We start from the raw sequence: 14981 nt of genomic DNA, 5'->3' as shown, positions 1-14981 counted from the left end.
ACGGGGCGTGGCGACGCACCGGAACAGTGCGGCAGACCACACTTAGCGATCGTTAGGGTCTGTCCGGTGACCGTTACACTCCCCGGCAGTAGCCTCCCGGGAGGAGTCACCGAAGGTGCGCAAGGTACTCATCGCCAACCGAGGCGAGATCGCCGTCCGCGTCATCCGTGCCTGCCGCGACGCCGGCCTGGGCAGCGTCGCCGTCTACGCCGACTCGGATCGGGACGCCCTGCACGCCACCCTCGCCGACGAGGCGTACGCCCTGGGCGGTGACACCGCCGCGGAGACGTACCTGCGCGTCGACAAGCTGATCGAGGTCGCCGCGAAGGCCGGGGCGGACGCGGTCCACCCCGGGTACGGTTTCCTCTCCGAGAACGCCGACTTCGCCCAGGCGGTGATCGACGCGGGCCTGACCTGGATCGGCCCGACCCCGCAGGCGATCCGCGACCTCGGCGACAAGGTGACCGCGCGGCACATCGCCCAACGGGCCGGCGCGCCGCTGGTGCCGGGCACCCCCGACCCGGTGGGCAGCCCGGACGAGGTGATGGCCTTCGCGGTCGACCACGGTCTCCCGGTGGCGATCAAGGCCGCCTTCGGCGGCGGTGGGCGGGGTCTGAAGGTGGCCCGCACCATGGAGGAGATCCCGCAGCTCTTCGAGTCGGCCACCCGGGAGGCGGTCGCCGCGTTCGGTCGGGGCGAGTGCTTCGTGGAGCGGTACCTGGACCAGCCGCGCCACGTCGAGGCGCAGGTTCTCGCCGACCAGCACGGCAACGTCGTCGTGGTGGGTACCCGGGACTGCTCGCTCCAGCGCCGGCACCAGAAGCTGGTCGAGGAGGCCCCCGCCCCGTTCCTCACCGACGCGCAGCGCGCCCAGATCCACTCCTCGGCCAAGGCGATCTGCCGGGAGGCCGGCTACCACGGCGCGGGCACGGTGGAGTACCTGGTCGGCGCGGACGGCACCATCTCCTTCCTGGAGGTCAACACCCGGCTCCAGGTGGAGCATCCGGTGACCGAGGAGACCGCCGGCATCGACCTGGTCCGCGAGCAGTTCCGGATCGCCGACGGCGAGAAGCTGCGGTTCACCGACGACCCGGCGCCGCGCGGGCACTCGATCGAGTTCCGGATCAACGGCGAGGACCCGGGCCGCAGCTTCCTGCCCGCCCCGGGCACGGTGACCGCGCTGCGCCTGCCGTCCGGGCCGGGCGTACGGGTGGACACGGGCATCTCCGCCGGTGACGTGATCGGCGGCAACTTCGACTCGCTGCTGGCCAAGGTGATCATCACCGGTGAGACGCGCACCGAGGCCCTGGAGCGGGCCCGGCGCGCGCTGGACGAAATGGTCGTCGAGGGGATGGCCACCGCGCTGCCGTTCCACCGCCTCGTCGTCCGGGACCCGGCGTTCACCGCTGAGCCGTTCACCGTGCACACCCGGTGGATCGAGACCGAGTTCGACAACACCGTGCCGCCGTTCACCGCCGCCGCCGGCCCCGCCGAGGGTCCGGCCGGGCGCGAGACCGTCGTGGTCGAGGTGGGCGGCAAGCGGCTGGAGGTCACCCTCCCCGCCGGCCTCGGCGCGGGTACGACCACCGCGTCGCCGGCCGCACGGAAGCCGGCCCGTCGCAGCGGTGGGGCGGCGGCCGGCGCGGCGGTCAGCGGTGACACGCTCACCTCTCCGATGCAGGGCACCATCGTCAAGATCGCCGTGGCCGACGGGGACACGGTCGCCGAGGGCGACCTGGTGGTCGTGCTGGAGGCGATGAAGATGGAGCAGCCCCTCCACGCCCACAAGGCCGGCACGGTCAGCGGACTCTCCGCCGACGTCGGCGCGGTGATCACGGCCGGCACTGCCATCTGCACGATCGCCTGACCGTCCGCCGCAGCGTTGTCTGGTGGTAGCAGGGGACCCCTGCTCATCAAAATGCGGTAACAGGGGACCCCTGCTACCACCACAGCCCGAACCACCACAGCCCGAACCACCGCCGCGCCGACGGGCGGGGCACGGTCAGCGGAGCGATTCGGCGGCGACGGCGTGCACGGCGGTGGTGAGCGCGCCCAGCACGGTCGCCTCCAGCCGCCAGTGCTGCCAGTACAGCGGCACGTCCAGGTGCCGGCCGGGGGCGATGTCGACGCACCGGCCTGCGGCCAGGTCGTCCCGGGCGAGCTGTTCGGGCACCAGGCCCCAGCCGAGCCCGAGCCGGACCGCCGCCCCGAACGCCGGCACCGACGGGACGTAGTGCACCGGCGGGTCGAGTCGCTGCCCGGTGACCGTCTCGGCGAAGCGGTGCTGGATCCGGTCCTTGCGGTCGAAGACGACCACCGGTGCCTGCGCCAGCGCCTCCGGGGTGGGTCCGTCGGCGAGGTGCCGGGCGGTGAACGCCGGGGCGGCCAGGGCGAGGTAGCGCATCGCGCCGAGCGGCTGGGACCGGCAGCCCTGCACCGGTTCGCGCTCGGCGGTCACCGCCGCCGTCACCGTGCCGTCGCGGAGCAGCTGCGCGGTGTGTTCCTGGTCGTCCTGACGCAGGTCGAACGAACAGGCCAGGTCCGCGGGCAGCCGGGCCAGGGCGGCCGGGAACCAGGTGGCGAGGGAGTCGGCGTTGACCACCACGGCGACCCGGACCCGGGTACGACCACCGGCCAGCGGTGCCCGCGCCTCGGCCAGCGCCTCCTGTTCGAGCAGGGCGACCTGCCCGGCGAGCCGCAGCAGCGGCTGCCCCGCCGAGGTGGCCCGGCACGGTTTGGCCCGGCGCACCAGGACCTGCCCGACCGCCTCCTCCAACGCCTTGATCCGCTGGCTCACCGCCGACGGGGTGACGTGCAGGAGGGCGGCGGCGGCCTCGAAGCTGCCCTCCCCGATCACGGCGGCGAAGGTGCGGAGGTGGGTCGAGTCGAGACCGCTCATCAGATAATCTTAACCGTGTGCGGAAAGATTAACTGGACTTAAGTGCACGCCGGCTCCTAGCCTCGCTCCGTGTCCACCGCCCTCACCTCCGCCGTCGCCGGGTTCTCCGTCTCCCTCGCGCTGATCGTCGCCATCGGCGCGCAGAACGCGTTCGTCCTCCGCCAGGGGTTGCGGCGGGAGCACGTCGTACCGGTGGTGGTCACCTGCGCCGTGTCCGACGCGCTGCTGATCCTCGCCGGGATCGCCGGCCTGGGTACGGCGGTGGCCAGCCAGCCGGTGCTGCTGAACGTGATCCGGTGGGGCGGGGCGGCGTTCCTGCTCTGCTACGCGGCCCTGGCCGCCCGCCGGGCGGTGCGTCCGGGGCGGCTCGTCCCCACCGAGCGGCCGCCCGCCACGCTCCGGGCGACCGTGCTGGCCTGCCTGGCCTTCACCTACCTGAACCCGCACGTCTACCTCGACACCGTGCTGCTGCTGGGTGGGATCGCCCAGCAGCACGAGCACCGGTGGCTGTTCGGGGTCGGGGCGACGTCCGCCAGCATCGTCTGGTTCACCCTGCTCGGCGCGGGCGCGCACCGGTTCGCGCCGCTGCTCGCCCGTCCCGCCGCGTGGCGGGTGCTGGACGGCGTGATCGCGGTGGTGATGGCCGCGGTGGCGGTGGCGCTGCTGCTGGGGTGAGTGGCCCCGCCGGGGCCGGGGCGGGCCACCGCACGACCCGGCGTGGACCGCCGCCGGTCGGCACCGGCGGCGGAACCGACGGAGAGCAGGAATGATGTCGAGGTGCGGTTCCTTCATGGCGCGGCTCCCGCGCACGACCTGACCTACAACGACGTCTTCATGGCGCCGGCCCGCTCCGACCTGGGCTCCCGCCTCGACGTGGACCTGGCCACCGCCGACGGCACCGGCACCACGATCCCGCTGGTGGTGTCGAACATGACGGCGGTGGCGGGCCGGCGGATGGCCGAGACGGTGGCCCGGAGGGGTGCCGTCGCGGTGATCCCGCAGGACATCCCGCTCGAGGTGGTGGCGACCGTCGTCGCCTGGGTGAAGCAACGGCACCTGGTGCACGACACGGCGATCACGCTCGGCCCCACCGACACCGTCGGTGACGCGATCCACCTGCTGCCGAAGCGGTCGCACGGGGCGGTGGTCGTGGTCGACGCCGACGGCCGACCGGTCGGGGTGGTGACCGAGGCGGACACCGTGGGCGTGGACCGGTTCGCCCAGCTGCGGCACGTGATGTCGACCGAGCTGCACACGGTGCCGGCGGACGCGGACCCGCGTACCGGCTTCGACCGGCTGTCGGCGGGCCGCCGCCGGCTCGCTCCGGTGGTGGACGGCGAGGGCCGCCTGGTCGGCGTACTGACCCGGCAGGGGGCCCTGCGTGCCACCCTCTACCGCCCGGCGGTGGACGATCGGGGACGGCTGCGCATCGCCGCCGCGGTCGGCATCAACGGCGACGTCCGGCGCAAGGCCGCCGCGCTGCTGGAGGCGGGGGTGGACACGCTGGTGGTGGACACCGCCCACGGCCACCAGGAGCGGATGATCACCGCGCTGCGGGCGGTACGCGGACTGGACCCGGCGGTGCCGGTGGCGGCCGGCAACGTGGTCACCGCCGAGGGGGTACGCGACCTGGTCGAGGCGGGGGCCGACATCGTCAAGGTCGGCGTCGGTCCGGGCGCGATGTGCACCACCCGGATGATGACCGGGGTGGGACGTCCGCAGTTCTCCGCCGTGCTCGACTGCGCGAAGGCAGCCCGGGAACTGGGGCGGCACGTGTGGGCCGACGGTGGGGTGCGGCACCCCCGGGACGTGGCGCTGGCGCTGGCCGCCGGGGCGTCCAACGTGATGGTCGGCTCCTGGTTCGCCGGCACCTACGAGTCCCCCGGCGACCTCTACACGGACGCGGACGGCCGGCGGTACAAGGAGAGCTTCGGGATGGCCTCGGCGCGGGCGGTCAGTGCGCGGACGGCCGACGACAGCCCCTTCGACCGGGCCCGCAAGGCGGTCTTCGAGGAGGGCATCTCCTCGGCCCGGATGTACCTGGACCCGAACCGTCCCGGCGTGGAGGACCTGATCGACGAGATCGTCGCCGGGGTGCGCAGCGCGTTCACCTACGCGGGGGCGCGCAACCTGACCGAGTTCCACGAGCGGGCGGTGGTCGGGGTGCAGAGCACGGCGGGCTACACCGAGGGGATGCCGCTGCCGACGAGCTGGTGAACGGTGGCGGACGACCGGCGACCCGCTCGAGTCGGGTGGCGTCGGACCGGTCGGGCCGGCGACGGCGACGGCGACGGCGACGGCGATCGGGCGCGCGGTAATTCCGTTTGGGCCCTGACTGTCAGGGAGCTAAGGTGTCTCCCATGGACCTCCCCGACCTACGGGACGCGCCCCTCGGCCGTCTGCTGGTGGTGGCCGGGCATCTGGTGGCCCAGCGGTGGAACCGCAGGCTCACCGAGGAGTACGGCCTGACCCAGGCCGGCCTGGCCACCCTGATGACCCTCGACCGGCACGGCGCGATGACCCACCGCGCGGTGGCCGAGCGGTGCTTCGTCCGCCCGGCCACCCTGACCGGCATCGTCGACACCCTGGAACGGGACGGGCTGGTCAGCCGGCAGCGGGACGAGACCGACCGTCGGGCGGTACGTCTCGCCATCACCCCCGCCGGCCGGGAGAAGATCGCGGCGCCCGCCGGGCTGGTCGCCACCAACCCGCCGCTGACCTCGGTCGACGCCGACCCGGCCCGGGCCGCCGTGATCCGCGAGTTCCTGCTCGAGGTGATCGGCAGCGGCGACCCACGGGTCGGCGACGGCGAGCCCCGGACCGGCAGCGGCGAGCCGACGGCCGATCCGAGCCCGGGGGGTGCGTCGTGCTGATCCGGCTCCTGCGGCGGCACCTACGCCCGTACGCGCGACCGCTGTCGGCGGTGGTCGTGCTCCAGTTCGTCGGCACGATGGCCTCGCTCTACCTGCCACGCCTCAACGCCGACGTCGTCGACCGGGGCATCGCGCGGGGCGACACCGACCTCATCGTCCGGCTCGGTGGGTGGATGCTGCTGGTCAGCGCGGTCCAGGTCGGCTGTGCGATCGTGGCCGTCCGGTACAGCGCGCTGGCCGCCATGGGCTTCGGCCGGGACGTGCGGGTCGCCGTCTTCCGGCACGTCACCCGCTTCTCCGCCCGCGAGGTGGCCCGGTTCGGCGCGCCGTCCCTGATCACCCGGAACACCAACGACGTGCAGCAGGTGCAGATGCTCGTGCTGGTCGCCGGCTCGATGCTGGTGACCGCACCGATCATGAGCGTCGGCGGGCTGGTGATGGCACTGCGCGAGGACGTCGGGCTCTCCTGGCTGGTGGTGGTCAGCATCCCGGTGGTGACCCTGGCGATCAGCCTGATCACCCGGCGACTCGTGCCGCTCTTCCGGCGGCAGCAGACCCGGATCGACGCGGTCAACCGGGTGCTGCGCGAGCAGATCAGCGGCATCCGCGTGGTGCGGGCCTTCGTCCGCGAGCCGTACGAGACGGAGCGCTTCGCCGCCACGAACGCCGACCTGACCGACACCGCCCTGCGCGCCGGCCGGCTGCTCGCGACGATCTACCCGGTGATCCTGCTGGTGCTCAACGTCTCCAGCGTCGCGGTGCTCTGGTTCGGGGCGCTGCGGGTCGAGGCCGGCCAGATCCAGGTCGGCGCGCTCACCGCGTTCGTCGCCTACCTCACCCAGATGCTGATGGCGGTCATGATGGCCACGCTCACCCTGATGATGGTGCCCCGCGCGGCGGCCTGCGCCGAGCGGATCACCGAGGTCCTCGACACCGAACCGTCGGTGGCCCCGCCCCGGGAGCCGGTCCGCCCCACCGGGGCGTGCGGCGTGGACCTGCGCGACGTGCGCTTCCAGTACCCGGGCGCGGCCGCCCCGGTGCTGCGTGACGTCTCCTTCCGGGTCACCGCCGGCACCACCACCGCGATTGTCGGCAGCACCGGCGCGGGCAAGACCACCCTGGTGTCGCTGATCCCCCGGCTGGTCGACGTGACCGCCGGCGCGGTGCTGGTCGACGGGGTCGACGTCCGGGACCTCGACCCGGAGACGCTGTGGAGCCGGATCGGGCTGGTGCCGCAGCGGCCGTACCTGTTCACCGGGACGGTGGCGAGCAACCTGCGGTACGGCAACCCGGACGCCGACGACGAGGAGCTGTGGGCGGCGCTGGAGATCGCCCAGGCCCGGGAGTTCGTCGCGGCGATGCCGGGTGGGTTGGCCGCCGAGATCACGCAGGGCGGCACCAACGTCTCCGGCGGCCAGCGGCAACGGCTCGCCATCGCCCGCGCGCTGGTCCGCCGCCCCGGGATCTACCTCTTCGACGACTCCTTCTCCGCTCGACCTGGGCACCGACGCGCGGCTGCGCGCGGCGCTGCGCCCCGCCACCCGGGACGCCGCCGTGCTGATCGTGGCGCAGCGGGTCTCCACGGTCGTCGACGCCGACCAGATCGTCGTCCTGGAGGACGGGGCCGTGGTCGGGACCGGCCGCCATGCCGACCTCCTCGACACCTGCCCGACGTACGCGGAGATCGTCTCCTCCCAGCAGACCGTGGGAGCGACGGCGTGAGCGCGCGGGCCGTACCCGGTGAAAAGCGGAAGGGACCGATGGGCGGGGACGAGCGGACGCCACGGCGGCTCCCGCCGGGTGCCCGGCGCGGCGGGCCGATGACCGGCGTGGGCGTACCAGCGGAGAAGCCGCTGAACTTCGGACCGTCGGCCCGCCGGTTGCTCGGCCTGCTCCGGCCGCACCGGGGGCGGCTCGTCGCGGTGGTCGCCCTCGCCGTCGGCGGCGTGGGGCTTAGCGTGGTCGGGCCGCTGATCCTCGGGTACGCCACCGACCTGATCTTCGGTGGGGTACTCAGCCGGCAGGTCCCGGCCGGGCTGACCACCGAGGAGGCTGTCGAGCGGGCACGCGCCGCCGGTGACGACACCCTCGCCGGCATGCTCGCCCGGATGGACGTGGTGCCCGGCGCGGGCATCGACTTCGGCCGGCTCGGACGGGTGCTGCTGCTCGCCCTGGGGCTGTTCCTCCTGGCCAGCCTGCTGACCTGGATGCAGGGGCACCTGCTCACCGCGGTGGTGCAGCGGACGGTGCAGCGGCTGCGCGCCGACGTGGCGGCGAAGCTGCACCGGTTGCCGCTGCCCTACTTCGACCGGCAGCCCCGGGGCGAGCTGCTCAGCCGGGTCACCAACGACATCGACAACGTCGCGCAGAGCCTGCAACAGACGCTGAGCCAACTGCTCACCTCGGTGCTCACCGTGCTCGGGGTGGTGGTGATGATGGTCGTGGTCTCGCCGCTGCTGACCGCGCTCACCCTGCTGGCGGTGCCGGCGTCGGTGCTGGTCACCCGGCAGGTGGCGAAGCGCTCGCAGCGGCAGTTCGTCGCCCAGTGGACGCACACCGGGCAGCTCAACGCCCTGGTCGAGGAGGCGTACACCGGGCACGAGCTGGTCCGGGTCTTCGGCCGCCAGCGCGAGGTCGAGGCGGCCTTCACCGCGAAGAACGAGGAGCTGTACCGGGCCGGCTTCGGTGCCTACTTCGTCTCCGGGATCATCATGCCGTCCCTGATGTTCATCGGGAACCTCGGTTACGTGCTGGTCGCGGTGGTCGGCGGCCTGCGGGTGGCGGCGGGGGCGATGAGCCTGGGCGAGGTGCAGGCGTTCATCCACTACTCGCGGCAGTTCACCCAGCCGCTGACCCAGTTCGCCTCGATGATCAACCTGCTCCAGTCCGGGGTGGCCTCGGCCGAGCGGGTCTTCGCCGTCCTCGACGCGCCCGAGCAGACCCCGGATCCGGTGGCCCGGACCCCGGAGCTGCCGGCCACCGCCCGGCCTCCGGACCTGTCGGCCACCGTCGCTCGGCTTCCGGGGCCCGCCGGGGCGGTGGTGGCCCAACGGACCGGTGGCGCCGGGCGCGTCGCCACCGGCCGGGTCGAGTTCGAGAAGGTCTCCTTCCGGTACGACCCGGACCAGCCACTGATCGAGGAGCTGTCGCTGGTCGCCGAACCGGGGCACACGGTGGCGATCGTCGGGCCGACCGGAGCGGGCAAGACCACCCTGGTCAACCTGGTCCTGCGCTTCTACGAGCTGGACGCCGGCCGGATCACCCTGGACGGGGTGGACGTCACCACGATGCGCCGGGACGAACTGCGCAGCCGCATCGGCATGGTGCTCCAGGACACCTGGCTGTTCGGCGGGACCATCCGGGAGAACATCGCCTACGGCCGGCCGGACGCCGGCGAGGAGGAGATCCTGGCGGCGGCCCGGGCGACCTTCGTGGACCGGTTCGTCCGGAGCCTCCCGGACGGGTACGACACGGTCATCGACTCCGAGGGCGGCAACGTCAGCGCCGGCGAGAAACAGCTGATCACCATCGCGCGGGCCTTCCTCGCCGAGCCGTCGCTGCTCATCCTGGACGAGGCGACCAGCTCGGTGGACACCCGCACCGAGGTGCTGGTGCAGCAGGCGATGGCGGCGCTCCGGTCGGACCGGACCAGCTTCGTCATCGCCCACCGGCTCTCCACCATCCGGGACGCCGACCTGATCCTGATGATGGAGCGGGGCCGGATCGTCGAGCAGGGCACCCACGAGCAGCTGCTCGCCGCCCGGGGCGCCTACCACCGCCTGCACCACGCCCAGTTCTCCGCCCCGCTCCAGGATCCCTCGGCACCGGTGGGGTGACGCCCGCACCGCGGGCCAGGGGCGGCCGGCACGCGGGCGGGAGCGACGGCCGCCGCCGGTCACTCCAGCGGTGGCTGGGCGGCGGCGGTGACCAGGTCGAGGGCGGCCGGGACGGGCAGCGGGTCGAGGAGTCGGCCGTCGCGCTGGCGCAGGCTGACCCGGCCCTCGGCGGCCTCGCGGGGCCCGACCACCGCGACGTACGGGATGCGGCGGCGGGCCGCGTCCCGGATCCGCGCACCGAGGGAGCCGGCCCCGTCCACCTCGGCCCGCAACCCGGCACGGACGCAGTCCCGGGCGAACCCGACCGCCGGGTCGGCCTGCCGGTCGTCCAGCGGGAGCACCACCACCTGCACCGGGGCGTACCAGGCCGGGAACGCGCCCGCGTGCTCCTCGATCAGGTACGCGAAGAGACGTTCCATGCTGCCGACCAGACTCCGGTGCACCATCACCGGTCGACGTCGCGCCCCGCCCGCGTCGACGTACGACAGGTCGAACCGCTCCGGTTTGTCGAAGTCGAGCTGGATGGTGGAGAGGGTGGACTCCCGCCCCGCCGCGTCCCGCACCTGGATGTCGATCTTCGGTCCGTAGAAGGCGGCCTCGCCGGGCGCCTCGGTGTGGTCGATCCCGGCCAGGGCGGCCCGCAGCAGCTCCTCGGCCCGACGCCACTGCTCCTCGTCGCCGACGTACTTCTCCCCCGGCCCGCGCAGCGACAGCCGGAACCCGGCGACCCGTACGCCGAGCGCGGCGTGCGCCGCCCGGATCAGTCCGAGGATCTCCGCGACCTCCGCGCCGACCTGCTCGAGGGCGCAGAAGTTGTGCGCGTCGTTGAGGAAGATCGCCCGGACCCGGGACAGTCCGCCGAGCACCCCGGAGCGTTCCGCCCGGTACATACCGCCCAGTTCGGCGACGCGCAGCGGCAGTTCCCGGTAGGAACGGCCCCGGGCCCGGTAGACCAGGGCGTGGTGCGGGCAGAGCGCCGGGCGCAGGACGAACTCGTCGTCGGCGCTCAGCCGTACCGGCGGGAACATGTCACCGGCGAAGTAGCCGAGGTGCCCGGAGAGCGCGAACAGTTCCCGCCGGCCCAGCGGCGGGGTGTGGACGTGCTGGTAGCCGGCCCGCCGCTCCAACTCCCGGAGGTACTCCTCGACCGCGTGCCGGGCGGCCGCGCCGGCCGGCAGCCAGAGTGGCAGTCCGGCGCCGCTGAGCGGGTCGGAGGCGAAGAGCTCAAGCTCGCGACCGAGCCTGCGGTGGTCGTTCATCGGGTTCTCCTGGTTCGGGTACGGCCCGGGAGCGACCAGCCGGAGCGCGACGAGAAGAGCCCCGGGGCGGATCGCCCCGGGGCCTCGTCGACGCATCAAATCAGCGCGGCGTGCCGGGGTCTCCCGGCGTCGTCGTCACCACCGCGCTGCGCATGCGGCGACGCTACCTGTCCACCCGGCCCGACGCACCCGATTTCACCACTCCCGTCGATCATGGAGTTGTGGTGTGCGATTGGTGATGATCGCGAGGTTTGGGCGGTGCCCCAAGTCCATGATCGACGGGGTGGACCGGGTTGGGCGGGCCGCCGGCACGGGACCTGCCGGCGGCCCGCGAGCGACCCGCTCGTCGGAAACGGGGGACCCGACGCGATCGGACCGCGCTGTCAACGGTACGCGCGCGGCGACCGATCCGCCGACCGTCACGGGACCCCACGACGCCGCCGCTTTCCGTAACCTCTGCGATAGCTCGTCGTTGTACCCGGGTGGCTCCGCCGGTGGTGGGGGTCACCACCGGCCGGGGCTGTCCGTGGTGACGCGGCACATGCCGTCAGGCTCGGTACACCCCGATCGGCCGAACCGCGAGGTGGCAGTGGCGCCCGACCTACTCACCGACGTGGCGTCACCCGCGTGGGCCTACCTGATCCTGCTCGGGCTCCTGGCGGTGGACGCCTTCGTCCCGGTCGTCCCGACGCAGGCCGTCATGATCACGGGCGGCGCGTTGACCGTGTACGGCGAACTGAGCCTGCCCCTGATCATCGGGATCGGCGCGACCGGGGTGTTCGTCGGCGACCTGGCCTGCTATCTGCTGGGCCGGCGGACGCCGGAGCGGGTGGTACCCCGCCAGCGACGGCCGGGCCGGGCCCGACGCGCCGCCGGTCGGTTCACCCAGGGGCTGCGCCGCCCCGGGCCCCTGGTCATCCTGCTCTGCCGGTTCGTACCGGGCGGACGGATGGCGGCCTGCTTCTCCGCCGGCCGCAGCCGCTACCCGTACCGGCTCTTCGTCTGCTACGAAGCGGTCGCCGCGCTGGGTTGGGCCACGTACGGCGGACTCGTCGGCCACCTGGGCGGCGCGGCGCTGACCCGGTCGGCCTGGCTGCTGGCGCTGATCGCGGCCGGGGCGGCGGCGGGGTTCGCGGCGGCCGGCTGGGCGTTGAACCGGGTCGCCGCCCGGCAGGCACGCCCGGACGGAGAGCAGGAGCCGGTCGGGGCTCCCGGCGTCGGCTGAGTGGTCACGCCGGGAGCCCGGCGGCGCTCACTCCAGCTCGTGCAGCATCAGCTGCCGGGCCGCCTCCGCGATCGAACCGGACAGCGACGGGTAGATGGTGAAGGTCTGCGCCAGCTCGTTGACCGTCAGGTTGTTCTCCACGGCCATGGTGATCGGCAGGATCAGCTCGCTCGCCTTCGGCGCGACGACCACCCCGCCGACCACCTGACCGCTGGCGGGCCGGCAGAACAGCTTGACGAACCCGTCGTTCAGGCCGGCCATCTTGGCGCGCGGGTTGCCGGCGAGCGGCAGCATCACCTGCCGGGCGGGCACCTTGCCGGCGTCCACCTCGTTCTGCGACACCCCGACGGTGGCCAGCTCCGGGTCGGTGAAGACGTTCGCCGAGACGGTCCGCAGACGCAGCGGCCGGACCGCCTCGCCGAGCGCGTGCCACATGGCGATCCGCCCCTGCATCGCGGCGACGCTGGCCAGCGGGAGCAGCCCGGTGCAGTCACCGGCGGCGTAGATGCCGGGCACGCTGGTGCGGGAGACCCGGTCGACGGTGACGTACCCGCCCTGGGCGAGCTGGACGCCGTACTCGGCCAGGCCGAGGCCGGCGGTGTTCGGCACCGAGCCGACCGCGATCAGCGCGTGCGAGCCGTCCACGACGCGCCCGTCGGAGAGCTGGACCTCGACGCCGCCGCCGGTCCGACGGACCGCCTCGGCGCGGGAGTTGTTGAGGATGGTCATGCCCCGGGAGCGGAAGACCCGCTCGATGGCCATGGCCGCATCGGCGTCCTCGTGCGGCATGACCCGGTCCCGGCTGGAGACCAGGGTGACCTCGACGCCCATCGCCAGGTACGCGCTGGCGAACTCGGCACCGGTCACGCCGGAGCCGACCACGATCAGGTGTTCGGGCAGCTCGGGGAGGTCGTAGACCTGCCGCCAGGTGAGGATGCGCTCGCCGTCGGACACGGCGGTGGGGAGCTGGCGCGGGGTGGCGCCGGTGGCGATCAGCACGGTCGACGCGGCGATCGAGTACTCCGGTTCGCCGTCGGCCGGGGTGACCACTACCCGGTGGGTGTGCCCGAGGGTGTCCTCACCGAGCCGGGCACGGCCCTCGACGACGTGCACCCCGGCCTTGACCAGCTTGGTGTTAATGTCGGCGGACTGCGCCAGGGCGAGCCGCTTGACCCGCTCGTGGACGGCCTGCGCGTCGACGGTGACCGCCTCCAGGCCGTCCGAGTCCACTCCGAACTCCTCGGTGTCCCGGTAACCGGTGACCACCTCGGAACTGGCGATGAAGGTCTTCGACGGGACGCAGTCCCAGAGCACGCAGGCACCGCCGGCCCCCTCGGCCTCCACCACGGTGACATCGGCGTCCAACTGGGCGGCGACCAACGCCGCCTCGTACCCCGCCGGCCCTCCGCCGATGATCACGATCCGGCTCACAGCGCCCGCCCTCCGTCGCTTCCCATGATGGTTTTCTTCACTCCAGACTGCCCGACACGCACCGTTCGTATTCTCCCCCGCCCGTCCGCCGGGCTATCGTCATCGCTGTGCGTCATTACGCCGCCTACGGCTCAAACCTGGATCCCGCCCGGATGCGCGCCTACTGCCCGCACTCGCCGATGGTCGGCGTCGGCTGGCTGGAGGGCTGGCGACTCACCTTCGCCGGTGAGGGCGTCATCGGCTGGGAGGGCGCGGTCAGCACCGTCGTCGAGTCCCCCGGCGACCGGGTGTTCGTGGCGCTCTACGACATCCACCCGTACGACGCCGCCCAGCTCGACGAGATCGAGGGGGTGACCGCCGGCACGTACCGGAAGCTGCACGTACGGGTCTCGACCCTGGACGGCGACGTGACCGCCGGGATCTACGTCTTCGCCGGGTACGAGGGCGGGCTCCCCACCGCGTGGTACCTCTCGGAGATCGCCAACGCGGCCGAGAAGGCGGGTGCGCCCGACGACTACGTCAAGGAGCTGCGGTCCCGGCCCACCGGCACCGCGTCCGCGTAGCACGTCCGACACCCCCTCAGTCTGCGCTCGTCGCCGCCGGCCCGACCGACCGACCCCGCTTCCCGCCGGACGGCGCACCCGGGAAGCACCCGACGAGTGGGGAAACGTCACGCCACTGCGCCGGGCCCGGGTCGGTCGCTGGCGGCGTTCACCCGCTGGTGGAGGGCGGTGAGCAGGTCGACCAGCTCGATCCGCTCCGCCGCCCCCAGCGCCCGGAAGGCGGAGGAGACCAGCACGTCGGTCGCGGCCTCCGCCCAGAGCCGCCGCCGCACCAGCGGACCCACCGGCGGGTACGGCCGGGGCCAACCGCCGGCCATCGCCCCGGCCTCCCCCTCCGTGCCGGCGAGCACCGCCTCCAACGGGGTCATCCCACTGACCCGGACGGCGAGCAGGTACGCGCCGAGGTACAGCTCCCGCAGCAGGTGCAGTCCCACCGCGACCCGGGCGCCCGGCGCGTCGTCCGGCACCGGCATCGCCCGCCAGGCCGCGAAGAGGGGCAGGCCGTGCGCCTCGGCGGCGGTCACCGCCCGGTGCATCAGGTCGGCGAGGCGGGCCGCGCCGGGAGCGTCGTCCAGGTGCTGGCGCCCCCAGCGGCAGCACTCGGCGAGGCCGGCGGCGGCCACCTCGCGCGGGCCGGTCACGCGGGCCGCGGCGTCCCAGCCCTCGGCGACCGCGCCCGGGGCGATGAAGCCCAGGCAGGCGGCGGCGGTCTCCGACCCGACGTCACCGAGCGCGCCGCCCCGGGCGGTGACGTAGAAGGCCCAGCCGGAGATGCCGAGCAGCCGCGCCCGGCGGCGGGTGGTGGGGCACTGGGTGTACGCCTCCCCCAGCTCGACCACGATCACCCTGCTCGCCGCGGCGGCCTGTTCCGGCGTCATCCGGCCCGTCCACGACG

Annotated in this window: 11 protein-coding genes and 1 pseudogene; 8 read left to right on the top strand and 4 right to left on the bottom strand. The window is 73.6% G+C overall.

Going from position 1 to position 14981, the window contains the following annotated elements; all coding sequences use genetic code 11:
• The first annotated feature begins 115 nt into the window (after nucleotides 1–115).
• A complete protein-coding gene (locus GA0074694_RS11930) occupies nucleotides 116–1867 on the top strand; it encodes an acetyl/propionyl/methylcrotonyl-CoA carboxylase subunit alpha (RefSeq protein WP_091457008.1) in 1752 nt (583 codons plus the stop codon).
• A gap of 135 nt (nucleotides 1868–2002) precedes the next feature.
• Here GA0074694_RS11930 and GA0074694_RS11925 read toward each other — a convergent pair whose 3' ends face one another.
• A complete protein-coding gene (locus tag GA0074694_RS11925; RefSeq protein ID WP_091457004.1) occupies nucleotides 2003–2899 on the bottom strand; it encodes a LysR family transcriptional regulator ArgP in 897 nt (298 codons plus the stop codon).
• A 69-nt stretch (nucleotides 2900–2968) separates the two neighbouring features.
• Between GA0074694_RS11925 and GA0074694_RS11920 the strand changes: the two genes are divergently transcribed.
• The 5 genes and pseudogenes from GA0074694_RS11920 (at nucleotide 2969) to GA0074694_RS34150 (ending at nucleotide 9608) form a co-directional block, all read left to right on the top strand.
• The gene (locus GA0074694_RS11920) at nucleotides 2969–3574 is read left to right on the top strand and encodes a LysE/ArgO family amino acid transporter (RefSeq protein ID WP_091457000.1); all 606 of its coding nucleotides are present in this window, start codon (nucleotides 2969–2971) and stop codon (nucleotides 3572–3574) included.
• Between the two features lie 102 nt (nucleotides 3575–3676).
• Nucleotides 3677–5116: a GuaB1 family IMP dehydrogenase-related protein gene (locus tag GA0074694_RS11915; protein ID WP_091459016.1), complete on the top strand. Its 1440-nt coding sequence runs from the start codon at nucleotides 3677–3679 to the stop codon at nucleotides 5114–5116.
• Nucleotides 5117–5259: 143 nt separating this feature from the next.
• Nucleotides 5260–5772 (top strand): MarR family winged helix-turn-helix transcriptional regulator, encoded by a 513-nt coding sequence (locus GA0074694_RS11910; RefSeq protein ID WP_091456998.1) that lies wholly within the window; start codon nucleotides 5260–5262, stop codon nucleotides 5770–5772.
• Nucleotides 5766–7494 (top strand): annotated as a pseudogene (locus GA0074694_RS34155) (ABC transporter ATP-binding protein). Before GA0074694_RS11910 ends, GA0074694_RS34155 begins: the two are co-directional and overlap by 7 nt.
• A gap of 38 nt (nucleotides 7495–7532) precedes the next feature.
• Nucleotides 7533–9608, top strand: coding sequence for an ABC transporter ATP-binding protein (locus GA0074694_RS34150; RefSeq protein ID WP_091456996.1), 2076 nt, complete (start codon nucleotides 7533–7535; stop codon nucleotides 9606–9608).
• 59 nt (nucleotides 9609–9667) lie between these two features.
• Here GA0074694_RS34150 and thrS read toward each other — a convergent pair whose 3' ends face one another.
• The gene (gene thrS / locus GA0074694_RS11895) at nucleotides 9668–10867 is read right to left on the bottom strand and encodes a threonine--tRNA ligase (RefSeq protein ID WP_091456993.1); all 1200 of its coding nucleotides are present in this window, start codon (nucleotides 10865–10867) and stop codon (nucleotides 9668–9670) included.
• Between the two features lie 541 nt (nucleotides 10868–11408).
• On the opposite strand from thrS, the gene GA0074694_RS11890 reads away from it, so the two are divergent.
• The gene (locus tag GA0074694_RS11890; protein ID WP_091459013.1) at nucleotides 11409–12092 is read left to right on the top strand and encodes a DedA family protein; all 684 of its coding nucleotides are present in this window, start codon (nucleotides 11409–11411) and stop codon (nucleotides 12090–12092) included.
• A gap of 27 nt (nucleotides 12093–12119) precedes the next feature.
• Here GA0074694_RS11890 and GA0074694_RS11885 read toward each other — a convergent pair whose 3' ends face one another.
• The gene (locus GA0074694_RS11885) at nucleotides 12120–13523 is read right to left on the bottom strand and encodes an NAD(P)H-quinone dehydrogenase (RefSeq protein ID WP_091456989.1); all 1404 of its coding nucleotides are present in this window, start codon (nucleotides 13521–13523) and stop codon (nucleotides 12120–12122) included.
• 107 nt (nucleotides 13524–13630) lie between these two features.
• Here GA0074694_RS11885 and GA0074694_RS11880 point away from each other — a divergent pair, with 107 nt between their 5' ends.
• On the top strand, nucleotides 13631–14086 hold the full coding sequence (locus tag GA0074694_RS11880; RefSeq protein WP_091456986.1) for a gamma-glutamylcyclotransferase: 456 nt from the start codon (nucleotides 13631–13633) through the stop codon (nucleotides 14084–14086).
• A 107-nt stretch (nucleotides 14087–14193) separates the two neighbouring features.
• Here GA0074694_RS11880 and GA0074694_RS11875 read toward each other — a convergent pair whose 3' ends face one another.
• Nucleotides 14194–14964, bottom strand: a complete 771-nt coding sequence (locus tag GA0074694_RS11875; RefSeq protein ID WP_091456983.1) for an SCO6745 family protein — start codon at nucleotides 14962–14964, stop codon at nucleotides 14194–14196.
• Between the last annotated feature and the right edge of the window lie 17 nt (nucleotides 14965–14981).

The organism is Micromonospora inyonensis, assembly GCF_900091415.1.
Classification (GTDB): Bacteria; Actinomycetota; Actinomycetes; order Mycobacteriales; family Micromonosporaceae; genus Micromonospora; species Micromonospora inyonensis.
The sequence above is the reverse complement of the archived record's forward strand: the minus strand, read 5'-3'. Positions and strand labels throughout refer to the sequence as shown.

What these genes read in the sequence shown, in the direction of transcription:
- GA0074694_RS34150 (WP_091456996.1), top strand. Translation starts at nt 7,533, where the DNA reads ATGGGCGGGGACGAGCGGACGCCACGGCGGCTCCCGCCGGGTGCCCGG.
- thrS (WP_091456993.1), bottom strand. Translation starts at nt 10,867, where the DNA reads ATGAACGACCACCGCAGGCTCGGTCGCGAGCTTGAGCTCTTCGCCTCC.
- GA0074694_RS11910 (WP_091456998.1), top strand. Translation starts at nt 5,260, where the DNA reads ATGGACCTCCCCGACCTACGGGACGCGCCCCTCGGCCGTCTGCTGGTG.
- GA0074694_RS11925 (WP_091457004.1), bottom strand. Translation starts at nt 2,899, where the DNA reads ATGAGCGGTCTCGACTCGACCCACCTCCGCACCTTCGCCGCCGTGATC.
- GA0074694_RS11875 (WP_091456983.1), bottom strand. Translation starts at nt 14,964, where the DNA reads ATGACGCCGGAACAGGCCGCCGCGGCGAGCAGGGTGATCGTGGTCGAG.
- GA0074694_RS11890 (WP_091459013.1), top strand. Translation starts at nt 11,409, where the DNA reads ATGCCGTCAGGCTCGGTACACCCCGATCGGCCGAACCGCGAGGTGGCA.